Annotated in this window: 22 protein-coding genes and 1 tRNA gene; 11 read left to right on the top strand and 12 right to left on the bottom strand. The window is 68.9% G+C overall.

Annotation, left to right across the window (positions count from 1 at the left end):
* Positions 1 to 49: 49 nt before the first annotated feature.
* On the bottom strand, positions 50 to 982 hold the full coding sequence (locus tag AC1HFH_RS19480; protein ID WP_480244227.1) for a cobalamin biosynthesis protein: 933 nt from the start codon (positions 980 to 982) through the stop codon (positions 50 to 52).
* 96 nt (positions 983 to 1,078) lie between these two features.
* Between AC1HFH_RS19480 and sigJ the strand changes: the two genes are divergently transcribed.
* On the top strand, positions 1,079 to 2,026 hold the full coding sequence (gene sigJ / locus AC1HFH_RS19485) for an RNA polymerase sigma factor SigJ (RefSeq protein WP_480244228.1): 948 nt from the start codon (positions 1,079 to 1,081) through the stop codon (positions 2,024 to 2,026).
* 38 nt (positions 2,027 to 2,064) lie between these two features.
* On the opposite strand, the gene ald is transcribed toward sigJ, so the two are convergent.
* Complete coding sequence (gene ald / locus AC1HFH_RS19490) at positions 2,065 to 3,171, bottom strand: alanine dehydrogenase (RefSeq protein ID WP_480244229.1); 1,107 nt, start codon at positions 3,169 to 3,171, stop codon at positions 2,065 to 2,067.
* Between the two features lie 77 nt (positions 3,172 to 3,248).
* Here ald and AC1HFH_RS19495 point away from each other — a divergent pair, with 77 nt between their 5' ends.
* The 3 genes from AC1HFH_RS19495 to AC1HFH_RS19505 all read left to right on the top strand — a co-directional run bounded on the left by AC1HFH_RS19495 (position 3,249) and on the right by AC1HFH_RS19505 (position 4,798).
* On the top strand, positions 3,249 to 3,764 hold the full coding sequence (locus tag AC1HFH_RS19495) for a gamma carbonic anhydrase family protein (RefSeq protein ID WP_480244230.1): 516 nt from the start codon (positions 3,249 to 3,251) through the stop codon (positions 3,762 to 3,764).
* Positions 3,765 to 3,887: 123 nt separating this feature from the next.
* Positions 3,888 to 4,073 carry a hypothetical protein gene (locus AC1HFH_RS19500; RefSeq protein ID WP_480244231.1) on the top strand — a complete coding sequence of 62 codons (186 nt, stop codon included), beginning with the start codon at positions 3,888 to 3,890 and terminating at the stop codon, positions 4,071 to 4,073.
* An 83-nt stretch (positions 4,074 to 4,156) separates the two neighbouring features.
* A complete protein-coding gene (locus AC1HFH_RS19505) occupies positions 4,157 to 4,798 on the top strand; it encodes a TetR/AcrR family transcriptional regulator (protein WP_480244232.1) in 642 nt (213 codons plus the stop codon).
* On the opposite strand, the gene AC1HFH_RS19510 is transcribed toward AC1HFH_RS19505, so the two are convergent.
* The 8 genes from AC1HFH_RS19510 to aceE all read right to left on the bottom strand — a co-directional run bounded on the left by AC1HFH_RS19510 (position 4,777) and on the right by aceE (position 15,854).
* The gene (locus AC1HFH_RS19510) at positions 4,777 to 6,594 is read right to left on the bottom strand and encodes an Eco57I restriction-modification methylase domain-containing protein (protein ID WP_480244233.1); all 1,818 of its coding nucleotides are present in this window, start codon (positions 6,592 to 6,594) and stop codon (positions 4,777 to 4,779) included. The two genes, AC1HFH_RS19505 and AC1HFH_RS19510, sit on opposite strands and share 22 nt — an antisense overlap.
* Positions 6,595 to 6,880: 286 nt before the next feature.
* A complete protein-coding gene (locus tag AC1HFH_RS19515) occupies positions 6,881 to 7,345 on the bottom strand; it encodes a winged helix-turn-helix transcriptional regulator (RefSeq protein WP_480244234.1) in 465 nt (154 codons plus the stop codon).
* Positions 7,346 to 7,451: 106 nt separating this feature from the next.
* Entirely contained in the window at positions 7,452 to 8,897 is a 1,446-nt protein-coding gene (locus AC1HFH_RS19520; RefSeq protein ID WP_480244235.1) for an acyl-CoA carboxylase subunit beta, read from the bottom strand.
* Positions 8,898 to 9,024: 127 nt separating this feature from the next.
* On the bottom strand, positions 9,025 to 10,221 hold the full coding sequence (locus AC1HFH_RS19525; RefSeq protein ID WP_480247905.1) for a KasA/KasB family beta-ketoacyl-ACP synthase: 1,197 nt from the start codon (positions 10,219 to 10,221) through the stop codon (positions 9,025 to 9,027).
* Positions 10,222 to 10,284: 63 nt separating this feature from the next.
* The gene (acpM, locus tag AC1HFH_RS19530; protein WP_480244236.1) at positions 10,285 to 10,590 is read right to left on the bottom strand and encodes a meromycolate extension acyl carrier protein AcpM; all 306 of its coding nucleotides are present in this window, start codon (positions 10,588 to 10,590) and stop codon (positions 10,285 to 10,287) included.
* A gap of 85 nt (positions 10,591 to 10,675) precedes the next feature.
* Positions 10,676 to 11,590: an ACP S-malonyltransferase gene (locus AC1HFH_RS19535; RefSeq protein WP_480244237.1), complete on the bottom strand. Its 915-nt coding sequence runs from the start codon at positions 11,588 to 11,590 to the stop codon at positions 10,676 to 10,678.
* A gap of 128 nt (positions 11,591 to 11,718) precedes the next feature.
* Positions 11,719 to 13,020 carry a PucR family transcriptional regulator gene (locus AC1HFH_RS19540; protein ID WP_480247906.1) on the bottom strand — a complete coding sequence of 434 codons (1,302 nt, stop codon included), beginning with the start codon at positions 13,018 to 13,020 and terminating at the stop codon, positions 11,719 to 11,721.
* Positions 13,021 to 13,064: 44 nt separating this feature from the next.
* Positions 13,065 to 15,854: a pyruvate dehydrogenase (acetyl-transferring), homodimeric type gene (aceE, locus tag AC1HFH_RS19545; RefSeq protein WP_480247907.1), complete on the bottom strand. Its 2,790-nt coding sequence runs from the start codon at positions 15,852 to 15,854 to the stop codon at positions 13,065 to 13,067.
* 357 nt (positions 15,855 to 16,211) lie between these two features.
* Here aceE and AC1HFH_RS19550 point away from each other — a divergent pair, with 357 nt between their 5' ends.
* From AC1HFH_RS19550 to AC1HFH_RS19565, 4 genes are all read left to right on the top strand, one after another.
* On the top strand, positions 16,212 to 16,736 hold the full coding sequence (locus AC1HFH_RS19550) for a hypothetical protein (protein WP_480244238.1): 525 nt from the start codon (positions 16,212 to 16,214) through the stop codon (positions 16,734 to 16,736).
* A gap of 136 nt (positions 16,737 to 16,872) precedes the next feature.
* Complete coding sequence (locus AC1HFH_RS19555) at positions 16,873 to 17,295, top strand: DUF3052 domain-containing protein (protein ID WP_480247908.1); 423 nt, start codon at positions 16,873 to 16,875, stop codon at positions 17,293 to 17,295.
* Between the two features lie 27 nt (positions 17,296 to 17,322).
* The gene (locus AC1HFH_RS19560) at positions 17,323 to 17,787 is read left to right on the top strand and encodes a peroxiredoxin (RefSeq protein WP_480244239.1); all 465 of its coding nucleotides are present in this window, start codon (positions 17,323 to 17,325) and stop codon (positions 17,785 to 17,787) included.
* A gap of 32 nt (positions 17,788 to 17,819) precedes the next feature.
* Positions 17,820 to 17,891: transfer RNA gene (locus tag AC1HFH_RS19565), tRNA-Val, on the top strand.
* Positions 17,892 to 18,214: 323 nt separating this feature from the next.
* On the opposite strand, the gene AC1HFH_RS19570 is transcribed toward AC1HFH_RS19565, so the two are convergent.
* Positions 18,215 to 18,859, bottom strand: a complete 645-nt coding sequence (locus tag AC1HFH_RS19570; protein WP_480244240.1) for a TetR/AcrR family transcriptional regulator — start codon at positions 18,857 to 18,859, stop codon at positions 18,215 to 18,217.
* An 87-nt stretch (positions 18,860 to 18,946) separates the two neighbouring features.
* On the opposite strand from AC1HFH_RS19570, the gene AC1HFH_RS19575 reads away from it, so the two are divergent.
* Positions 18,947 to 20,029 (top strand): epoxide hydrolase family protein, encoded by a 1,083-nt coding sequence (locus tag AC1HFH_RS19575; RefSeq protein ID WP_480244241.1) that lies wholly within the window; start codon positions 18,947 to 18,949, stop codon positions 20,027 to 20,029.
* Between the two features lie 48 nt (positions 20,030 to 20,077).
* On the opposite strand, the gene AC1HFH_RS19580 is transcribed toward AC1HFH_RS19575, so the two are convergent.
* Positions 20,078 to 21,238 carry an alpha/beta fold hydrolase gene (locus tag AC1HFH_RS19580; protein WP_480244242.1) on the bottom strand — a complete coding sequence of 387 codons (1,161 nt, stop codon included), beginning with the start codon at positions 21,236 to 21,238 and terminating at the stop codon, positions 20,078 to 20,080.
* A 245-nt stretch (positions 21,239 to 21,483) separates the two neighbouring features.
* On the opposite strand from AC1HFH_RS19580, the gene AC1HFH_RS19585 reads away from it, so the two are divergent.
* Together AC1HFH_RS19585 and AC1HFH_RS19590 are read left to right on the top strand one after the other, a co-directional pair.
* Positions 21,484 to 21,972 carry a hypothetical protein gene (locus AC1HFH_RS19585; RefSeq protein ID WP_480244243.1) on the top strand — a complete coding sequence of 163 codons (489 nt, stop codon included), beginning with the start codon at positions 21,484 to 21,486 and terminating at the stop codon, positions 21,970 to 21,972.
* 20 nt (positions 21,973 to 21,992) lie between these two features.
* Positions 21,993 to 23,351: a hypothetical protein gene (locus AC1HFH_RS19590; protein WP_480244244.1), complete on the top strand. Its 1,359-nt coding sequence runs from the start codon at positions 21,993 to 21,995 to the stop codon at positions 23,349 to 23,351.
* Positions 23,352 to 23,434 lie beyond the last annotated feature (83 nt).

The raw sequence follows: 23,434 nt of genomic DNA on the forward strand, positions 1-23,434 counted from the left end.
CACCGGAGCACCGTCCGAGGCATCGGATGCCCGGCATCGTCGGCACACCTCAGGTCCGGCGGCACCGCCGACCGATCCCGGACAGTCCGACCGCCACCACCAGGGCACCGAACTGGACGGCGCGGGACAACCGGATCGCCCGGCGCAGATCGGCGGTCTGCGGGGGCCGGCCGGTGCCCAGCACTGGGCGTTCCTCCACACCGTGCCGGTATTCGGTGCGGCCGCCGAGCCGCACTCCCAGTGCGCCGGCTGCCGTCGCCTCGCACACGCCGGCATTCGGGCTGGGGTGGCCGGCGGCGTCGCGCCGCCAGGCGCGGAGAGCGTGCCGCGGCGATCCCCCCACCAGCGGGGCCGCCGCCACAGTGAGCAGCCCGGTGAGCCGGGCGGGCAGCAGATTGGCCAGGTCGTCGGTGCGGGCTGCCGCCCAGCCGAAGTTCCGGTAACGAGGGTTGCGATAGCCGACCATGGCGTCGAGCGTGTTCACCGCCCGGTAGCCGAGCAGCCCCGGGACCCCCGCGACGGCACCCCAGAACAACGGTGCCACCGCGGCGTCCGAGGTGTTCTCGGCGATCGATTCCAGGGCGGCGCGGGCCAGACCGGCGCCGTCCAGCGATTCCGGGTCCCGGCCACACAGTGAAGGCAGCAGCTCCCGGGCACCGCGCAGATCCCCGGCATCGAGCCGGTCGGCGAGATCGGCCCCGACCCGGGTGAGGCTGTGCCCGCCGAGCGCGATCCAGGTCGCGGCGGTGGTCGCGAGGAGGCCGCCGCGGCCGAGGAGGACGGAGACGGCGAGTACGGGGCCGACACAGGCGAGTTCGTGGCCGACACCCGCACCACGACGATCCGCGTAGGTGTACTGCTCCACGGTGGCCGCCGCGCTGCCGAACACCGCCACCGGATGCCCGCGCTGTGGATCCCCTGCGACCCGGTCCAGGAGGAACCCCAGCGCCAGACCGGCCGCCGTCGATGTCGCTTTCCGCACCGGGCGAGGGTATACCCCGGCAATGTCACACTCGTCCCGGCCGGTTCGTCAGCAGGACGACGACCGCAGCAGATGCCCGAAAGGTACGTGAGATCAATGGCCGAAGAAACGCCCGTCCCGGCAGCCACCGACGAGACGGAGCTGGCCCGCCAGTTCGAGGAGCAGCGCCCGTACCTGCGCCGGCTGGCCTACAGCACCCTCGGCAGCCTCACCGACGCCGACGATGTGGTGCAGGACGCCTGGCTGCGGTTGCACCGGCAGTTCACCGCCGGTCGGACCGGGGAGATCGAGAATCTGCGGGCCTGGCTGACCACGGTCACCGGGCGGCTGGCGCTGGACCAGCTGGGGTCCGCGCGGGCCCGACGGGAACAGTATGTCGGTGAATGGCTACCGGAACCGGAGGTCACAGATTGGGAGGATCCGGCCGACCGGATCAGCCAGGACGAGCGGGTGACGACCGCGCTGCTGGTGGTGCTGGAATCACTGTCGCCGGCCGAACGCACCGCCTTCGTCCTGCAGGACGTGTTCGGGATGAGCGGCCCGGAAGCCGCAGAGGTGGTGGGCCGGACTCCGGCGGCCGTGCGGCAGCTCGCGTCCCGGGCCCGAAAGCGGGTCGAGGACGGCACCCCGCGCTTTCCGGCGGGCGCGGCCGAACAACAGCAGGTGGTATCGGCCTTCTCGCTGGCCTGGCGCTCCGGCGATATGAGTGCGCTGCTGGGCATCCTGGACGACCGGGTCGTGCTCACCGCCGACGGCGGTGGCAAGGTGCCCGCGATCCGGCAGCCGATGCGCGGCGCCGAACCCATCGCCAAGGTGCTGCTGGGCTGGTACAACTCGCCGGCGACCGTGGGCGCGTGGAGCAAGCTCGTCCAGGTGAACGGCGCGCCCGGGCTGCTGGTGTTCGACGGCACCCACACCGGGGTGTTCTCCTTCGTCATCGATGCCGGGCGGATCGTCGCCATCAATGTCATCCGGAACCCGGACAAGCTGCGCGACCTGCCGGTCAGCGGTGACTCGGAGGCGTTCCATCCCGACCGGGACTGAGCCGGCTCCCGCACGGCCCCGCCGCCGACCCACGCCGCTCAGCCCGCGGGGTGGGTCAGCGGCAGGTCGTGGGCGGCGGCCACCTCGGCCGACAGCAGGTGACCGGCGGTGGCGGTGAGCCCCCGGGACAGGCCGGGGTCGGCGGCGCACGCACCGCGCCAACCGTGCTCGGCCAACGTCCGGACGTACGGCAACGTCGCGTTGGTGAGCGCGACGGTGGCAGTGTGCGGGACGGCGCCGGGCATGTTCGCCACGCAGTAGAACAGGCTCTGCGCCACCCGGAAGGTGGGTTCGGCGTGGGTGGTCGGATGCGAGGCGGCGAAACAGCCACCCTGGTCGATGGCGATGTCGACGAGCACCGAACCGGGTCGCATCCGGGCGACCAGGTCGTCGGGCACCAGAGTGGGCGCCTTGGCCCCGGGTACCAGGACCGACCCGATCACCAGGTCCGCCGCGGCCACCGAACGCTCGATCTCCTCGGTGTGCGACGCCAGGGTCGCAACCCGGCCCGCGAAGCGTGCGTCCAGTTCCCGCAGCCGGGTCAGGTCGGTGTCGAGCACGCTCACCCGCGCGCCCATCCCGGCCGCGACTGCCACCGCATTGCTGCCGGCGACACCGCCGCCGATCACGACGACATGCGCCGGCCGTACCCCGGGTACCCCGCCGAGCAACACCCCGGCGCCGCCCAGCGGAGCCATCAGGTGGTAGGCGCCGGCCTGCACGCTCAACCGGCCGGCCACCTCGCTCATCGGCGCCAGCAACGGCAGCGAACCGTCGGCGCCGCGCACGGTCTCGTAGGCGATCGCGGTGATCCCGGCCGCCAGGATCGCCTCGGTGCAGGCCCGCGACGCTGCCAGATGCAGATAGGTGAACAGCACCTGGTCCCGTCGCATCCGCCGGTATTCGGGTTCGATCGGTTCCTTGACCTTCAGGACCAGTTCTCCTGATGCCCACACCACCTCGGCGGTCGGCACCAGTTCCGCACCGGCGGCGAGATACTCGTCGTCGGTGAATCCGGACCCGAGCCCGGCTCCGGTCTGCACCAGCACTTCGTGCCCGTGCCGGACCAGTTCGCGGGCGCCCGCCGGGGTGAGCGCGACCCGGAACTCCTGTTCTTTGATCTCCCGTGGCACCGCGATCCTCATGCCGCCATCGTCCCGCAGCGAGCGGTCCGGGTCGGGCAACCACGCCGCGGCGCGCGGCGACCCATAGACTCGCGCTCATGATCATCAAGGTGACCGGATTCGCCCCGGAGATCGACGACACCGCATGGGTCGCCCCGAATGCGACCGTGATCGGCCGGGTGCGGCTCGGCCCCGAGGTGGGCGTCTGGTACTCGGCGGTGGTCCGCGGCGATGTCGAGCAGATCGAGATCGGCTCCGGGAGCAATATCCAGGACGGTTGTGTACTGCACGCCGATCCCGGGCAACCGCTGACCGTCGGTTCCGGGGTGTCGGTGGGACACAATGCAATTCTGCACGGCTGCACGATCGGCGACGATGTCCTCGTCGGCATGGGTGCCACAGTGCTCAACGGTGCGGTCGTCGGCGCCGGATCGCTGATCGCCGCCAACGCGCTGATCCCGGAAGGCGCACAGATTCCGCCGGGTTCGCTGGTGGCGGGCGTGCCGGGCAAGGTGCGGCGCGAACTCACCCCCGAACAGCGGGACGGGATCAAGCTCAACAGTGCCGTGTACGTGAACCTGGTCGCGAGTCACCGCGACGCCGAGGTGCTGTGAAGCCTGACACTGGTCAGTTGACCAGTGTCAATCGCTGATACCATTCGACCTGCGTACGGCGTTGGCGCGCACACCATCTCCATCGGTGCGGCGACGCTGCTACGTGAGGTAGGAGGTATCACGGTGGCATACGTGCAATCTGGTGTGCACCGGCAGACGGGGCGGATCAGCGTGGCCGACATCGCGGCGCAACCGGGCGGGATCGAAGCGCTCCGCCGTCGCGTGCACGAGCTGCGGTCCCGAGGTGTGGACTTCGCGGCCAACGCGATCGAACACGAGATGGCGGCGCTGGATCTGCCACGGGACTGAGCGGGTCTCCGGCGGGCCCCGGCCGGGCTGCGATAATGGGGCCGCCCTGTCCTGCCCCCGACCGTGACTCGACCGGAGACCTGATGCCCACCATTTCGTCGCTGCTCGCCCGGATCCGTGCCGCACCGGTACCCGACAGCGAACGGCTGCTGGACAGCGCCCTGTCGGCGTTTCTGGACTTCGGCATCAAGCGCTCCAGCATGGGCGAGGTCGCGCGCCGGGCCGGGATCAGCCAGGCGACGCTGTACCGGCGATTCGAGTCGAAGAACGATGTCATCGAGGCTGTCGCCGTGCGGGAGGCGCAACGGCTGGTGGCCGGCGTCGACGAGCGCGTGCAGGCGGTACGCGGCCCGGTGGCGCAGCTGACCGAGATCTTCGTGGCCTTCATCAGTGCCATGGCCGGCAACGCCCTGTTGAGCCGGCTGCTGCGCACCGAACCGGAGACGGTACTGCCGCGGCTCACCGTCGACGCCGGCCCGATCCTGGCGGTCGGCCGCGAGTATCTGGCCGAGAAACTGCGTGAACTGGGGCCGGCCGCGCACGCCCAGGATTTCGACGCCGACCTGGTGGCCGAGATCATGGCCCGGCTGGCACTGTCGCTGGCGCTCACCCCGGACGGACTGATCCCGCTCGGCGATCCGGCGGCGGCCCGGGAGTTCGCCCGCAGCACCCTGTTGCCGATGATCGGGGTCCAGCCGTCCGATCAGGCCGATGCCACACCCTGAGGGGCGCCCGGTGTCACACCGAAGGCTGCCGCGACCGACTCGTCCAACCGCCCTTGCCAGTGCTCATCCGGCGCCCCCTCGGCGAACTGCGCAGCGAGGGTGATGATCTCACGGGCCGCCGCAGTGTCCGGATCGGGCAGCGGCAGCCGGGAGACGTATTGGGTGATCCAGCGGCGCCGTCCGGCATAGAGCCGGTTTCCGCAGACCGCATCGTAGAACCGCAGCCCCACATCGGAATTCGCCACACCCATGAGCAGATGGGCCAGCCGCGCGGCATCGCCACCGGCGCCCAGATCGGCCAGCGAAATCCAATAGCAGTCGCCGTTGACCACCGCACCCGAACGGTCCAACGCGAACCGGGGCCGGACGCTGATATCGGGGAACACCACCTTCGGGATACGCCACAGATGCGGCCGCTGCGGGACCCAGATCTCGAACCACTGCCGGCCACCCGCGAGCACATAGCGCCGGGCCGACAGCAATTCCCGATGTTCGTCCAGATAAGCGGCGGCGCCCGGATACCGGCGCAGGTCCACCGGTGTCCGCCGGATGGCATCGGTGTCGTACGGATACAGCACCCGGTGGCCACGGTCCGGACCGATCCGCCAGGGTTGCAGATCGCGGTGGGTGAGCAGCGGCAACAGCAACTCCGGTTCGGGACACGGCCGTCGACCGGCCCAGGAATCGGAGATGAACACCGCATCCGCGGTGGTCTTGATCCCCACCCGGATCCGGGCCACCTCGCCGAAGGTCCGCCAGGTCCGCTCCCCCACCCGGCGCAACCAGTCGTCGGTGTCCGGCCGCGACATCCGCCACGGTCCGCCCGGATCCGCCCCGGCCGGACCGTCCGCCGCGGTACCGCCCGCACCCGGCACGACCGCACGAGGCACCCCGTCACCGCCCGGAACCCGCACCATCGAACCAGCGGCGTCCGGACTCGATTCACGCGATCCGCCCTCGCCCGGCCACTGCGCCCGAGCGAGAGTTCCGGCATCGACGGTGAAGTTGCGCCCGCAGTGCCGGGCTGGACCGGACATCCCGGCGGCAAGTGCGGTGAACAGGTCGGGCGCGGTCGCCGGAGCAGGCTCCGGGGATTCGTATGCGGAGACATAGCGGCAGGCGCCCGCAGCGGCGTCACGCCGGGCAATGGTGATCGCAGGCAGCACGGCGGCGCGGAACAGTTTCGTATCGCCGAGGTCGAAGAGTTCCACCGGAGGAAGGTCACACTGCAGCAGCGCCCGGACGTTCGCACCCGCCCGGGTGGTCAGGAACCGGTTGGCGCACAGCAGCCCCAGCACGCCGCCGGGGCGCAGCAGCCGGGGCGCCGCGGCGACGAACGGGTGGGTGAGATCGATCCGGCCGCTGAGTCCGTAGCGGCGGCTCAGCAGCCGCGCGGTCGCCGCGCCGAGCTGCTGGGTGCGCACATACGGCGGATTGGTGATGATCGCATCGAACGAACCGGGCCGCAGCCGCGGCTCGGCGCCCAGGAAGTCGGCGGCGCGCAGATCCAGGGATTCGCCCGCCTCCCGGGCACACTGCCGGGCCCGGGCGATCGCGTCGCGGTCGACGTCGTAGCCGACCAGCTGCACCCGGATTCCCGGGTACCGGGCCCGCGCGGCGCTCGCCGCCGCCAACAGCAGCGCACCGTCCCCGCAGGCAGGGTCCAGCAACCGCAGACAGGGCCGCTCCGGCAACTGCGCGAGCACCCGGCCGGCCAGGAATCCGGCCAGCTCAGGTGGGGTGTAGTGCCTGCCGTGCCGCTTGCGCTCCCGCGCCGCGGCGGTCTCCGCAGCCATACCGGGCAATTCTGCCGGAGTCCGGGCACGGATCCGCTGATCGGCGTGCGAACACGCCGGAGCGAAGTCGAGCGGACCTAAGGTGATCGCCGACCGTTCCGCTCGACGCGGGCAGATGCGGGACCTGCCGGCAGTTCCTGCCCGATCACGTCCCGGACCGGACCCTGGCGACCTGTTCGAGCTGGCGCAACGCACCCCGTCCTGGTGCAACACCCAGCCCTGTCAGATCGAGGTGACCACCGGCGCCGGCACCGACCGGTCCCGCAGGAGCCGCAGGCCGCACGCGTCAGGATGCGTGCGGCCGCTCCGCCAGCCCGGGGCCGAGCTCGGGAACCACATCGCGCGCACTGATCTCCTGCCGGCAACCGTCGCATTCGAGCCGCACATGGGCCTCACCCGAGCAGTCCAGATGCGCATACCGCACCGGCGGCCCGTCCGGCGCCATGTAGGTATCGCCCCAGTCCCGGATCGCCATCAGGATCGGATAGAGGTCGTGCCCCTTCTGGGTGAGCCGGTACTCCTCGCGGGCGCCCACCTCCGCTTTGCGTTTGACCAGGATCCCGTGCTCGATGAGCCGGTCCAGCCGGTCCATCAGGCGGCTGCGCGAGATACCCAGGGCACTCTGGAACGCATTGAACCGGCGGACGCCGGCGAAACAGTGTTTGAGAATGAGCAGTGTCCAGCGGTCGCCGAAAACGACGAGCGGTCGCGTGATCGAACAGGGCTCATCGGCCAGTTCCTCGTAGCGCACACCTCGATGCTACTGGGCACCCGAGGCCGGGCATCTGCACGTACCCGGACATTCGTCCCCACGCAACCCCGCACGGAGCGAGTCTTTACGAGCGAAGCTCGGCAAATTACAACGGGATGTTCTTGTGGTGGCTCTTCCGGGCCGGGGCGGCGGCGAGTGCGGACGCCAGCTTGCTGCGGGTATGCGCCGGGTCGATGACCTCGTCCACCACACCGATCGCCAGGGCCCGCTCGACGCCACCGGCGATCTGCTCGTGCTCGGCGGTGAGCTTCTCGTGCAGTGCCTCGCGCTCCTCTTCCGGGGCGGCCGCGAGGGCCTTCTTGTGCAGGATGCCGACGGCGGCCTTGGCGCCCATCACGGCGACCTCGGAGCCCGGCCAGGCATACACCGCGGTCGCGCCCAGGGCGCGGGCGTTCATCGCGATGTAGGCGCCCCCGTAGATCTTGCGGGTCACCAGGGTCACCCGGGGTACCCGGGCCTCGGCGAAGGCGTGCAGGAGTTTCGCGCCGCGGCGCACGACACCTTCCCATTCCTGGCCGACACCGGGCAGATATCCGGGGACGTCGGTGACGACGATCAACGGGACACCGAAGGCATCGCAGAGCCGCACGAAGCGGGCGGCCTTCTCGGCGCTCTCGGAATTCAGGCAGCCACCGAGCCGCAGCGGATTGTTCGCCAGCACACCGACGGTGCGGCCGCCGAGCCGGCCGAAGCCGATCACCATGCTGCGGGCATAACCGGCCTGGACCTCCTCGAACGAGGATTCGGTATTGCCGTCGGGGGATTCGATGTTGTCGAGAAGTTCGTGGATGAGGGGTTTCACATCGTAGGCGCGCTTGGCCGATTCCGGCAGCATCGCCTTCAAATCGACGTCGCCGTGTGCGGCGGCGACCAGGTCGAATTCGCCCTGTTCGGCGAGCATCGAGACCAGTTTGCGGGCGCGGTGCAGGGCGTCGGATTCGTCGTCGGCGACGATATGGCAGACACCGGATTTCTTGCCGTGCGTCTCCGGGCCGCCGAGGGTGGCCATGTCCACCTGCTCGCCGGTGACGCTGCGCACCACATCGGGGCCGGTCACGAAGACCCGCCCCTCGGGCGCCATGATCACCAGGTCGGTGAGTGCGGGGCCGTATGCGGCACCACCGGCCGCGAAACCGAGCACCACCGAGATCTGCGGTACCTGACCGGACGCCCGGACCATGGCCTCGAAGACCAGGCCGACCGCGTGCAGGGCCTCGACCCCTTCGGCCAGGCGTGCGCCACCGGAGTGCCAGATCCCGACGACCGGAATGCCGGAGTCGATCGCGGTATCGATCGCGTCGACGATGTGCTTGCAGCCCGCCACGCCCATGGCACCGCCCATGACGGTGGCATCGGAGCAGTAGGCCACGGTGCGGACGCCGTCGACCTCGCCGATGGCGGCGAGCACGCCCGACTTGTCCCGTGGGTGCAGCGGCAGGATCGTCCCCGGGTCGAAGAAACGCTGGAGCCGACCGAGCGGGTCGCGCGGATCGGTCGTCGTGTCCTGGAACGCGGGAGCAATGATTGTCATCGCGTTGACTCCTACCTCGAAGAGCTCTGCCGCTACCGCGGCTGCGAAAGTCGAACCACGGCGATGGGGCCGAAACTTGTTGAGTTGGCCGGCCCCATCGCCGGTGTTCGTTGATGCAGTCGGAGGGCTAGGCCCGACCGAAGGCGAGCGCCACGTTGTGCCCACCGAAACCGAAGGAGTTGTTGATCGCGTACTCGATTTCCTGGTTGCGGGGTTCACCCTTCACCACATCGAGGTCGATCTCCGGGTCCTGATTCTCCAGATTCAGCGTCGGCGGGACGACGCCGTCCCGGATGCTGAGCACGGTGAGCACGGACTCGAGGGCGCCGACGGCGCCGATCGAGTGGCCCAGTGCCGACTTCGGTGCGTACACCGAAGCGTGGGTTCCCACCGACTTGTGGATCGCGTTCGTCTCGGCAGTGTCGCCGACGGGAGTCGCGGTCGCATGTGCGTTGATGTGGGTGATGTCCTGCTTGGACAGACCGGCGGTCTGCATCGCGCGGGTCATCGCCCGGGCCGCACCGGTGCCCTCCGGATCCGGCGCCACCAGGTGGAAGCCGTCCGAGGTGATCCCGGCGCCCAGTAGACGCGCGTGGATGGTGGCCCCGCGCGCCTTGGCGTGTTCCTCGGTCTCGAGGGTCATCAACGCGCCGGCCTCGCCGAAGACGAAGCCGTCCCGATCCTTGTCGAACGGACGCGAGGCGCCCTTCGGATCGTCGTTGCGGGTGCTCATGGCCCGCATCATGGAGAACGCCGCGATCGGGATGTCGGAGATGTAGCCCTCGACACCGCCGGTGACGACCATATCGGCGTCACCCATCACGATCATCCGCCACGCATTGGCGATGGCCTCGGAGCCCGACGAACATGCCGAGACCGGAGTGACCACTCCCGCCCTGGCCTTCAACTCGAGTCCGACGACGGCCGAGGGGCCGTTCGGCATGACCATCTGAACAGCCAGCGGGGAGACCTTGCGGTACCCGCCGTTCTTCAGCTTGTCGACCGAGTCGATCAACGCGTCGCCACCGCCGAGGCCGGTGCCGATGGCCACACCCAGGCGGTCGTTGTCGACCTCCGGGCTGCCCGCGTTCTTCCAGACCTCACGACCGAGCACGGTCGCGAGCCGCTCGACATAGGCCATGCGACGAATCTCGACCCTGCTGAGCAGGGTGTCGGGGCTGACCTTCAGGTGGCCGCCGATGCGGACCGGAAGGTCGTACTCCTCGACGAAGGAATCCTCGAGAACGTCGATACCGCTCTCGCCGTTGAGGAGTCCCTTCCACGTCGCATCGACGTCGCCGGCGATCGACGTGGTCGCCGCCATGCTGGTTACGACGACGTTGGGGAAGTTCCCGTTCAAGGTGGAAGGAGTGGTCACGTTTCGGCCCTACTCGGCGTTGTTCTCGAACTTGGCCTTGAGCTCGGCGGCGATCTCGGAGTTCTCGGCCTCGAGCTTCTGCACGTAGGCGACGGAGTCACCGACGGTCTTCAGGCTGGCCAGATCCTCGTCCGGGATCTTGACGCCGTACTTGTCCTCCATCTGCACGGCGATCTCGACCATCGACAGCGAGTCGATGTCCAGGTCGTCGACGAAGGACTTCTCGAGGGTCACCTCGGACGGCTCGATGCCGGTCACTTCCTCGATGATCTTGCCGAGTTCCTCGACGATCTGTTCCTGGGTCAGAGCGGCCACGTCGTGGCTCCCTTCTTGGTTACTTGGTAGGGCTCTATGTGTTTGTTCGCAGCTACGCGCCGATGCGTAAACCGCCGGGGGAAAGCTAACCGTTACCGGTGAGCTCGGCCAACGCGGGGAGGTCCGCGGGAGTCTTCAGGGCGAGATTGGGGGTGCCCTTCAGTTCCCGCTTGGCAATTCCGACGAGGGTCCCCGCCGGTGGCAGCTCCGCCACCGCCGAGACACCGGCAGCCCGGATGGTCTCGGTGCACAGGTCCCAGCGAACGGGCCGGGTGACCTGTGCGGCGAGTTTGTCGATCGCGTCCTTCCCGGAGGACACCGGCTTGCCGTCGAAGTTCGACAGCAGCGTCCGGGTCGGCTCTCCGGGCACGATCGTCGCGATGGCCTCGGCGACAGCTTCCTGTGCCGGAGCCATGAACGCGGTGTGGAACGCTCCGGCGACGGGCAGTGCGCGGACCCGTGCCTTCTCCGGCGGGTTCGCAGCGAGCTCCGCCAGGGCGTCCTTCCGGCCGGCGGCGACGATCTGGCCTGCCGCATTGCGGTTGGCCGGGACGAGATCGAGCTCCGCGAGCCGGGCGAGCACGGCGGCTTCGTCGCCACCGAGCACCGCGGACATTCCGGTCGGCTCCAGCGCGCACGCCTTGGCCATTTCCCGGCCGCGGATGGCGGCGAGGGTCACGGCCTCGTCGGCGGTGATCACACCGGCGACGGCGGCGGCGGCGAATTCGCCGACCGAGTGTCCGGCGACGATGCTATCCGCCGGAACCGTTTCCGGGGCGATTTCGGAAAAGGCGAGCAGCGCGGAAGCCACGACCAGCGGCTGGGTGACTGCGGTGTCGACGATCTCCTCCGCCGTCGCGGTGGTGCCGAGACGGACCAGGTCCAGGCCGGCGGCCTTGGACCACAGAACGAGGCGATCGTTCGCACCGGGGAGGTCGAGCCAGGGCGCGAGCATGCCGGGTGTCTGGGACCCCTGTCCAGGGGCGTACAACGCGATCACATCTCTAAGAAAACACTGTGAGGCAGACCGCACGAGATGTCGGCGTGAATGAAGCTTGCCGGAGCGTTTTGTGGGGGTCCCACAAAATCCGAGGTGGAGTGTCCCGATCGACCGATTCCCCGAATTCGTTACAGCCCTTCTTCCCCCACAGTGACAGGTGGGATACCTGTAACTTGATGTGACGATTCGTTACGAGTTCGTGTCAAACGACCCACTGTGGCCGCGATCCGGAGCACATACGCATCCCGCGGATTCATCGGATCACGTCCGGTCGTCTCGGCGATCCGCTTCAGTCGATACCGGACGGTATTTGGATGTACGTACAGCTGACGCGCGCATGTTTCAACTGCGCCGCCGCAATCCAGGTAGGCATCCAGAGTGTCGGACAGCGCCGAACCGGCAGCCGCCAACGGGAGCACAACATACTCGTTCAGCGCCTCGACCGCAGCTCGATCACCCAGCAATGCACGCTCGGGGAGCAGCTCGGCGGCATGTACCGGCCGTGGCGCGGCCCGCCAGCCCACCACCGCCTCCATCCCGGCGAGAGCCTCCACGGCACTGGCATGCGCTGCGCCCAGTGTCCGGGTGGTCGGCCCGATCACCACCGGACCGTCCGAGAAAACCTCCGTGAGCAGGTCGGTCAGGAAGGCCGACACCTGGGCGGGCTCGCCCAGATGTCCGCTCACCACCATCACCAGCCGGGCCCCCTGCACCACCGCCAGCGCCGCACGCCCGTGCCGCGCGGCGATGTTGTGCACCGTCCCGACCGTCGAGACCCCTTGATCACTCGGCGGGGTACCGACCAGGACCGTGGCCGGGGCAGTGGCATCCCAGTTCAGCGTCGCGGCCCGGGACAGCATGTCGGCACCGGTGTCGCCGCGGACCACGGCGTCGACGACGAGGGCCTCCAGCCGGGTATCCCACGCACCGCGGGATTCCGCCGCGCTGGCGTACACCGAGGCGGCCGCGAAACCGAGCTCACGCCCGTATCGCAGCACCGCCTCGGTGAGCGCCACCAACTGCCGGTCGTTGCGCGCCAGCGCCGGCAGCCACTGCTCGAAGAACTCCATCGCCACCCGGACCATGTCCACGGTCTGGCGCAGCGTCAGCCGCCGCGCCAGATCCTGCGGGATCACCTGGAACGCGTCCAGGCTGAACCGGATGTCGCTGTCGGGATCCTGCAACCACTCCAGGAAGTTCACCACCGCCGTCTGCACCAGCATCTGGACGCCGGCGCGCTGCGCGGCGTCCAGATCGGCGAAGAACGGCAGCCGATCCTGCATCGACCCCACCGCCTCGGTGGACAAGCGTCCCGAGAACTGCTTGACGCGCTTGAGCAGCGTGTCCGGGAGCGGGTCACGGGTCTGCCGGTTCGGGGAGAGCGCACCGGTCGGCAAATACACCTCGTGCTCGCCCGAGCTCTCGGTGATCCGACGCGGCCGCGGAGGTTTACGATCCACAGTCCAATGTTGCGCTATGCGAGTTGGTCATCGGTGTTCGCGGTCGACTTCGGCGCGGCGGACACGTCATCGATGCCGTATCGCGACGCCGCCTCGGCCGCCCGGGCCCGGTCGATCCGGCCCGTCCGGGCCAGCCCGGCCAGCACCGCGACCACGATGGATTCGGCGTCGACATTGAACACCCGGCGGGCCGCCGGGCGGGTGTCGGAGAAGCCGAAGCCGTCGGTGCCGAGCGTCGTGTAGTCGCCGGGTACCCACTGGCGGATCTGGTCCGGCACCGCACGCATCCAGTCCGAGGCGGCCACGAACGGCCCCGGCGCACCGGTGAGCACCTCGGTGACATACGGCACACCGGGATCCGCACCGGGCGCATGCAGCGCGGCGATCTCCTTCGCGATCGCCTCGCGGCGCAGCTCGCTCCACGAGGTCACCGACCACACATCGGCCTGTACGCCCCAGTCCTGCGCCAGCAGTTCCTGCGCGCGCAACCCGTCCGGCACCGTGACTCCGGCGACCAGGATCTGTGCCCGCAGGTCCCCGGCGTCACCGCGGCGGTACCGGTAGATCCCCTTGAGCAGTCCGGCCACATCCAGGTCGTCCGGCTCGGCCGGCTGCTGGTACGGCTCGTTGTACAGGGTGATGTAGTAGAAGACGTTCTCGCCGCCGAAGCTGCCGGACTCCGGGGGATTCGTCCCGGGCAGCGCCCCGGGCTCCGGGGTACCGCCGCCGTACATCCGGCGCAGGCCGTCCCGCACGATATGCGCGATCTCGAACGAGAAGGCCGGGTCGTAGCTGACCACCCCGGGATTCGCCGAGGCCAGCAGCAGCGACTGGCCGTCGTTGTGCTGCAGTCCCTCACCGGTGAGCGTGGTGCGGCCCGCCGTGGCGCCGAGCACGAAGCCGCGGGCCAGCTGGTCGGCGGCCGCCCACAGACCGTCACCGGTGCGCTGGAAGCCGAACATCGAATAGAAGATGTACAGCGGGATCATCGGCTCGCCCTGGGTGGCGTACGAGGTGCCCGCGGCGGTGAACGAGGCGGTCGACCCGGCCTCGTTGATGCCCTCGTGCAGGATCTGCCCGACGGTGCTCTCCTTGTAGGCGAGCATCAGCTCCGCGTCGACCGAGGTGTACAGCTGCCCGTTGCGGTTGTAGATCTTCAGCGACGGGAACCAGGAGTCCATACCGAAGGTGCGGGCCTCGTCCGGGATGATCGGCACGATCCGCTTGCCGATCTCGGGGTCGCGCAGCAGTTCCTTCATCAGCCGCACCAGCGCCATCGTGGTCGCGACGTTCTGCTTGCCGGACCCCTTGCGCACCGATCGGTAGGCCTCGTCACCGGGCAGCTTCAGCGGCTGCGCCGCGGTCCGCCGCTCCGGCAGGAAACCGCCCAGCGTATTGCGCCGCGACAGCATGTACTGGATCTCCGGGGCGTCCATCCCGGGGTGGTAGTACGGCGGCAGGTAGGGGTCCTTCTCCAGCTCGGCATCGCTGATCGGGATGCGCTGCAGATCCCGGAAGTCCTTGAGGTCCTGCAGCGTCAGCTTCTTCATCTGGTGGGTCGCGTTACGGCCCTCGAAATGCTTGCCGAGGGTGTAGCCCTTGATGGTCTTGGCCAGGATCACCGTCGGCTGGCCCTTGTGTGCCATCGCGGCCGCATAGGCGGCATACACCTTGCGGTAGTCGTGGCCGCCGCGCTTGAGGTTCCAGATCTCCTGGTCGCTCATGTTCTCGACCAGAGCCTTGGTCCGCGGGTCGCGGCCGAAGAAGTGGTCGCGCACATACGCGCCGTCGTTGGCCTTGTAGGTCTGGTAGTCGCCGTCGGGGGTGGTGTTCATCAGGTTCACCAGCGCGCCGTCCCGGTCCGCACCGAGCAGGGCGTCCCATTCCCGGCCCCAGATCACCTTGATGACGTTCCAGCCGGCACCGCGGAAGAACGATTCCAGCTCCTGGATGATCTTGCCGTTGCCGCGCACCGGTCCGTCCAGGCGCTGCAGATTGCAGTTCACCACGAAGGTGAGGTTGTCCAGGCCTTCCTGCGCCGCGACCTGCAGCAGGCCACGCGACTCCGGCTCGTCCATCTCGCCGTCACCCAGGAACGCCCACACATGCTGATCGGAGGTGTCCTTGATGCCGCGATCGTGCAGATAATGGTTGAACCGGGCCTGGTAGATCGCGTTCATCGGGCCCAGGCCCATCGATACGGTCGGGTATTCCCAGAACTCCGGCATCAACCGCGGATGCGGGTAGGAGGGCAGGCCGTGCCCGGGGCCGCCGTGGCTGTACTCCTGCCGGAAGCCGTCGAGCCGGTCCGCGGTCAGGCGGCCCTCCAGGTAGGCGCGGGCGTAGATACCGGGTGAAGCATGACCCTGGATGAAGATCTGGTCGCCGCCACCCTGGTGGTCCTTACCGCGGAAGAAATGGTTGAAGCCCACTTCGTAGAGTGCCGCCGAGGACGCGTAGGTGGAGATGTGCCCGCCGACGCCGATACCGGGACGCTGGGCACGATGCACCATGATCGCCGCGTTCCACCGGATCCAGGCCCGGTAGCGGCGTTCCACCTCCTCGTCGCCGGGGAACCACGGCTCGTTCTCGGTCGGAATGGTGTTGACGTAATCGGTGGAGGTCAGGGCCGGAATCGCGACCCGGCGCTCACCGGCGCGCTCCAGCAGGCGCAGCATGAGATACCGCGCGCGGCCGGGGCCTTCCCGGTCGAGCATGTCGTCGAAGGACTCCAGCCATTCGCTGGTCTCCTCCGGGTCGATATCGGGCAGATACGAAGCCACCCCCTCACGGATCACCCGCACCCGCTCGCCGGCGGTGCGGCCGGGGCGGCCGGGGTCGGCGGCGCTGCTCGGTGGGGTGCTCGTCGAGCCTGGGCCGGTCGTATCGTTCGCTTCGTGATGGTTCGGGGAACCGGTCGGAGCTGCAGGATGAATCAGGTCGGTCAAATCCGCTCCTCGTACGGGGGTCAACTAGCTGATGGCGTCGTTTCCCCGGGCGCGCCCGCTGGGTGGGCGGGTGCGCCCGCTACGCAAGGTCCGGGCGCTGGTTCCATCCTTCCCGATGGCACGCCCCAGGTCACTATGTCAGCTGGATATCCAGTAGGTTCACCTGCGAACGCGCTACGCGTGAGTAGGAGTTGACGAGGGAGTCGATCAGCCATGAGACTGCTGCGCCCCCGCGGGTTCGGACCGGTCGGTTCGATCGTGGCGATCACGGTCGGGGTGGTACTGGCCGGATGCGCCGAGCAGGTTCCGGGTACCGCCACCGTCGACCCCGCCGAAGTCGCCGCATACCAGACCTCCGTCGCGCGGGCGGCGGAGGCCGCCGCCGTCACCGATACCTGTGACCGGTTCCCGGAAACCACCGGTCCCGCGGTAACCGTCTACAACGAGTTCATCACCGCGCACGACGCCAACGCACCGGACTACCTGGACAAACGTGAGCAGGCGGCCGGCGCCCTGGAGGCGGCGGCCGATACCGTCGCCGCGGGCATCACCGGGGCCGGTGCCGAGCTGCCGCCCGAGCTGAGTGCCAAGCTCACCGAGTACATCGACGCCGCCCGTGCCCTGGCGACCGAGACCCGCGAGATGAGTTTCAATTCCTGGGTCGACGACCTCAACGCGGCCAGTGTGCGGATCAACGATGCCCGTTCGGCCGTCCGCGAGGACTGCCAGGGACGCTGACCTGCACCGGAGCCGCGGCGACATCGGATCGTCACACGACATGCGCGGAGTTTTCTGGCCGATCGGCTTGCGTTGAGGGCGATAACCATGTTCGCTGGCAACTACCAAATTGTCGGGAGTTGAGGAGGACACCACCGTGGTCGCCGCGGCGGACGCGCAGAACTACGCTCAGAAGCTTGGCATCGCACACGGGATGGTGGTCCAGGAGCTGGGTTGGGACGAGGACACCGACGACAACATCCGCGCTGATGTCGAGGAATCAGCCGGCAGCGAGATGGTCGACGAGGACTCCGACGAGGTCGTCGACGCCGTGCTGCTGTGGTGGCGAGACGGGGACGGCGATCTCGCCGACGAGCTGATGGACGTCATCAGCCCGCTGGCCGACGACGGCTTCATCTGGGTCCTCACCCCCAAGACCGGACAGCCTGGCCATGTAGAGCCCAGTGAGATCGCCGAGGCCGCGCCCACGGCGGGACTCACCCAGACCTCCGCGATCAGCCTGGGAGACTGGTCCGCCAGCCGGCTGGTCCAGCCGAAGGCGCCATCCAAGCAGCGCTGAGCGCCCACACCCACGGAGGTTCACCGAATGCCGCTAGAGGTCGGCACCCTCGCCCCGGACTTCACCCTGAAGGATCAGAACAACCAGCCGGTCACGCTGTCGGACTACCGCGGCAAGAAGAACGTGCTGCTGGTGTTCTATCCGCTCGCCTTCACCGGCATCTGCCAGGGTGAGCTGTGCAAGGTCCGCGACGAGCTGCCGAAGTTCCAGAACGACAACGCCGAGATCCTCGCGGTCTCGGTCGGCCCGCCGCCCACCCACAAGATCTGGGCGGCCGAACAGGGCTACACGTTCCCCCTGCTGTCGGATTTCTGGCCGCACGGCGAAGTCGCGCAGACCTATCAGGTCTTCAACGACAAGTCCGGCTACCCGAACCGCGGCACCTTCGTCGTCGACCGGGACGGCTACATCCGTTTCGCCGAGATGAACGGCCCCGGAGAGGCCCGTGACCAGGCGGCTTGGGAGAAAGCGCTCGCCGCGCTAGATTCATAGACCGATCCCGCCGGCACCCGCCGGCGGGACCCGGGCGTATAGCTCAGTGGTAGAGCTCTGGTTTTACACACCAGCGGTCGGGGGTTCGAACCCCTCTGCGCCCACCGATACGAGGCATGACGGGTTGCCCCACGCCGGAGTCGTGGGGGCATTTGTGGGGCAACCCACACCGGAGTCCTTCAACGCTACCGCTGCGAGAAGTGAGGGCGGCCGACTCGACTCCGGCCGTGGCGGACACGTCGATGCTCGCCCACTCGCTTGTTCGCCGCACGCAGCTCGAACAGAACGGGCTGGGAATCCGATCGCCTCGGACGACGGCACGATGCGCGCGGCGACCAGCGGGGCCGAATGCGCGTCGTACAGCTCGATGGCCCGCCGATCGGATGGCAGGTGGCTACCCGGAGTGGGGGGATCGGCCGAGACCGAATCAGGATCGATGCCAACGGCAGGCGAATTCGTCCGGCCGGGTGGGCGGACCGGGTAGCGGATCGGCCGAGGACAGGCCGGCGACGAGCAGCGCAAGAACCCGGCGACGCAGCTGCACGGTCCGTTCCGGGTCGGGAACGGAGACGGCCGCGCAGGATTCGAGGATCAGGCCCAGGTCTGCGGTGGTGACGTCGGGTCGCAGCCGGCCGGATTCCCGGGCGCGCCGGATCAGCGCGTCGTTGAGTTCGACGGAGCGTTGCACATCGGCGCGGATCGAATCCTCGGGGTCGAAGGTGCCGGCGAAGCGGACGGCCAGCGAGTGGACGTCGGCGTCCACGACCCGCTCCAGGAATCCGACCAGCGCCGCCCATCCGTCGGCGACCTCGAGCGCGCTCTCGGCTTCGGCGTTGTAGCGGCGCAGCCCCTCGTAGCAGAGGGTGCGCAGCAGCGCCTCCTTGCTCGGGTACCGCCGGTAGAGGGCGCTGATGCCGACGCCGGCCGCCGCCGCTACCGCGGAGACCGGAGCCTTCGGGTCGCCGAGGAAGACCGTCCGGGCAGCCTCCAGGATGCGGCCGTCATTGCGCGCGGCCTGTGCCTTGCGCCCGGGTAGCGCCTTCGAAGCTGAGGTAGCGGCAGTCGTCGACATGATCTCCAGTCTAGCCCTTGAAACGGAATGATCTGTTCCGGTAGATTCTAATGGAACAAACCATTCCGTTCCAAGTGGAGAATGCTCATGACCGCACTGCGCCCCTTCCGCATCGAGATCCCCCAGGCCGACCTCGATGATCTGCAGGACCGCCTGGCCCGCACCCGCTGGGCCGACCAGATCCCGGACTCGGGCGACACCTACGGCGTGAGCGTCGACCGGGTCCGGCATCTGGCCGACTTCTGGCGCAACGGCTTCGACTGGCGCAAGGTCGAGGACGAGCTCAACGCGTATCCGCAGTACCTCACCGAGATCGACGGACAGGACATCCACTTCCTGCATGTGCGGACGCCCCGGGAAGGCGGTTTCCCACTACTGCTCACCCACGGATGGCCGGGCACCTTCGTCGAATTCCTCGCCCTGGTCGAACCACTCACCGCCGCCGGGTTCGATCTGGTGATCCCTTCTGTTCCCGGCTACGGATTCTCCGGACCGACCACATCGACGGGCTGGAACGACACCCGGATCGCCCGGGCGTGGGCCGAACTCATGAACCGGCTCGGCTACACCCGCTACGGCACAGTGGGCAACGACGGCGGATCGCAGATCTCCCCCGAAGTCGGCCGGGTCGACCCGGACCACGTGGTGGGTGTGCATGTCACCCAGGTGTATTCGTTCCCGTCCGGTGACCCGGCCGAACTGGCCGACCTGACCGAAGCCGAACAGCAGGCGCTGGAAACGCTGGACTGGTTCGTGAAGAACAAGATGGGCTTCAACATCCTGCAGTCTCAGCAACCGCAGACCCTGGCGCACGCGATCATGGACTCCCCCGCCGGGCTGATCGGCTGGAACGGCCAGCTGCTGGGCCCGGATCTGGACGACGAATTCGTGCTGACCAATATCGCAATCCACTGGTTCAGCGGCAGTGCGGGATCCGCGATCCGGCACTACTACGAGAAGGACAAGGCAGACAAGCCCACCGCACCGACCACCGCACCGTTCGCCCTGTGCGGCTCGAACGGCGACTTCCACGGCATCCGGCGCTTCGCCGAACGCGACCACAACATCGTCTCCTGGCGCACCCACGACGTATTCAGCCACTACCTGCATCACGCTGCCCCGGATCTGATGGCCCGCGAGATCACGGAGTTCTTTGCGCAGTACCGGTGAATCGGCAGCCCCGGCCGGGTGACACCCGCGACCGGGGGCTGCGGTATCTCAGCGCTGGGGCGGTGCGGCGTTCACACGGGTGACGAAGTCGTGCAGCGCATCCCGCATCTGCGGGTTCATCACCGTGTGCTGACCGAAACCGGTGACCGTTTCGAAGTCGACACCGCCCGCGGCGAACTGGCCGACCAGTGCGGCGTGCAACGGCGACGGGACGACCATGTCGGTTGCATTGAGCAGCAGCAGGATCGGGGCGTCGTAGCCGGAGGTCGGCAGGGTCATGTAGTCGGTCAGTGCGGCTTGCAACGGGCCTTCGGAGAGGGGGCGGCTGAACATGTCACCCATCGCCGTGCCGGTGACGTTGCGGACGGTTTCGTCGATGCATTCGGTGCCGACGGCGTCGACGAGTTGCTTACCGAGAGGTGTCAGGTAGGAATCGACCTGCGCCTCGGGGTGGGTGGCGCGCAGACCCGCCAGGATACTCAGGGTGAAGCCGGTGATACCGGCGGTGCCCTCGATCTCCGGAAAACCGGGGCCGAGCAGCAGCGGCAGCACCTTCTCGACATCGGAGGCCGGGTCGAGTGCGACGGTGCCGCGGAAGTCGAGTTCGGGAGCGTAGCTCGCCTGGACGTGGGCGGCGCTCAGTGCGGCATGCCCGCCCTGCGAGGCGCCGATGACGCTCCAGGTGCGCGACAGCCCGGGTTCGGCGGCACGGGCGGCGCGTACCAGGTCGATGGTGGCGGTCGCCTCGCTGCGCACCTCCAAGTACGGGTGCGGGCCGGTGTCGAAGCGCCCCAGGCCGAGGTAGTCGGGGGCGACGACGGCGAACCCGCGGTCGACCAACTCGGCCATCAGGGCGTCCTCGGCGGCACGGTTGGCGGGCATCGGCGCTAGGTCGGGGTCGGCCTGGCCGCCGCAGCCCGGTCCGGAGCCGAGGGTGCCGTGGTCGTAGGCGATGATCGGCCACCCGGTCGCGGGCGGCTCGCCCGCGGGCAGGAACAACGCCCCGCTGGCCGGACGTTCGATCCCGGCCGAGTCGACGGTGCGGTACTCGACCACCGATCCGCGAACCATGCTGTGCCAGCCCTCGGACCGGGATTCGACGGCGATCACCTCGCCGGGGGCAGCTCCCGCCGGCGCGTGGGCGGCAGCCGCCAGCGCGGCGGCGGCGAGCGCGGCCGCGAGGACGGCGCGGGTGGTGGTCTTCGGCATCACGGGTACCTTTCGGTCCGGTTGACAGAGCGAACTGGACGACCGTTCAGGAATCGGTCACGCAGCAGTAATCAGCGGCGATTCGGCAATCGTTACCGTGCCCTGCATCACCTGACCGTCGACCTCCGGCCCATCCCGGCCGATTCCCGCGACCGAGGATGCTACCGGCCGGCCGCCGGAACCCCGGGCAACGACCCGAACCCGGCCACGCGTCCCTGACCTCCGGGATGTGCCATCATCCGTGTATGACTCATGGTGGGGGGCAGACCCTTTCGCAGCGGCCGGCGGCGCGATATCACGGCGTGGAGGGCGACCGGCGGTATCCGTCGCCACGGAAGCTGCGCAGTACGATCGCCGCCGTCGTCGACCTGGCCGTCCTGTGCTCGGCTGCAGTGGTTGTGCTGCTGCCGATCGCGGTGTGGCATTCGGACCTGATCCGGGAACACCCGGCGCTGACCCCGCTCGGTGGTGCGGCGGCCATCTTCGTCGTGTCCATCGCGAACAATGTCGTGCTGCCTTACCGGACCGGCGGAACGATCGGCCAGCTCGCCACCGGAGTGGTGTGGATCCGTGGCGCGGATGGTGCCCGTCCGACGGCCCGCGAGCTGGTGAACGCCTATTTCCGGCATCGCGGGCCGCGCCTCGGAGGCGTGTTCTCGTACGCACCGGACATCGTCGTCGTCCGCCGGGCCGATCTGGTGACCGGCACACCGACCTCCTACACCGAGTACTGAAGCGGCCCTGGGCTCGAACAATGATGTGGGTTGCGGTCGTGGCCTTCGGGCTCGCGTGGTGGCTCGGTCTGTACCTGCCCGCGCGGGATCCGGGGAAGCCGGTGCTGCGGCGGGCCGGCGCCGGGCTGGTGTTGTACGCGCTGGCAGTGCTGACGGACCAGTTGACCGCCGATATCGCCCGATTCGACACGGTGCGGGAAGTGCTGGTCGGACTTCCGGCACTGGCCTGGAGTGGCGTATTCGTCCGGCTGCTGCCGGACGAATACGCCGGCCGGGCGGACCGGTGGTGGCGATTCGGGCTGCTGCCGGTGAGCGCCGTCCTGGCGGTGGCCGCCGTGGCCGGCGTCGAATGGACCGGGCCGCTGCTGGGCACCCTGGCGATCGGCGCCTTGTTCGGCACCTTCATCGCGGTCGCGCTGCGGCATCGGGCGGTCCACGTGCGGCCCCGGCTACGGCCGGCAGCCGGGCTGCTGATCGTCGGGACGATGGCGACCGGGTTGAGCACGGCACTGATCCTGCTGGGGTTCGGTCTCGTTCCGCCCACCCTGATGCTGTCGGGAATCGCGGTCGACCTGGTGTTGCTGGGCATCGGGATCGGCGTGCTGGATGCCTTCGACGAAGGTGAGGCGCTGCGGGCCGATATGTTCCGGTCGCTGCTGGTCTCGGCCGCGACGGCGGTGGTGTTCGGCGGGCAGGTCGCGGTGGCGCTGGTCCTCACCGGACCGCGCCCGGCCCTGATCGCCCTGCTGTTCGGCACCGTGGCCGCGGCCATCGCGATCCAGGTGTGGCAGACGCCGATCCAGGCGGGCGTGGACCGATTCGCCTTCGCCTCGGCTCCGGAATTGCGGGCGGCCCGCGGGGACCTGCGCACGGCTGCGGCGGCACTCTCCCGCAAGGAACCGGAGACCGGACTGCCGGCACTGTCGGAGGATGAATTCGCCCGGCTGACCCGCCGGGCATTGAGCCACTACGCCGATCTCGGCAAGCTGGTGTCCAGCCCTCTGATCGACCTACCGGCGATCGACGAACGCCTCCGGGGCCACGAGGCGGGCCCGCTCGCCCGCGCCACCGAACTCAAGGCACTGCTGACCGAACGCATCGCCGCCCTGAAACCCCGGTCCGGGGAGGAGTTCGGCACCAGCGAGGAGTGGCAGCACTACAACGCCCTGTACTTCTACTACGTGTGCGGGATCCGTCCGTACAGCGTGCGCACCAAACGAACCGAGCTGGATCCGGTGTCCCGCCGCGCGCTCGGCTGGTTCGTGGATCAGGTCCCGCAACGCACGCTGCACAACTGGCAGAACGCGGCCGCCCGGATCGTCGCCGCCGATCTCCGCGCCGGGCTGCACCCCGATCGGGTGCCACCACCCGGCCGCTGACCTGGGAATGGCAGTATTCGGCAGTCGTTGTGGTGGTTCCGGCAGTGCCGATCGGGCCACGGTCGAGCGGTCCGGACCCACCG

This window comes from Nocardia sp. KT25-26, from assembly GCF_056627695.1.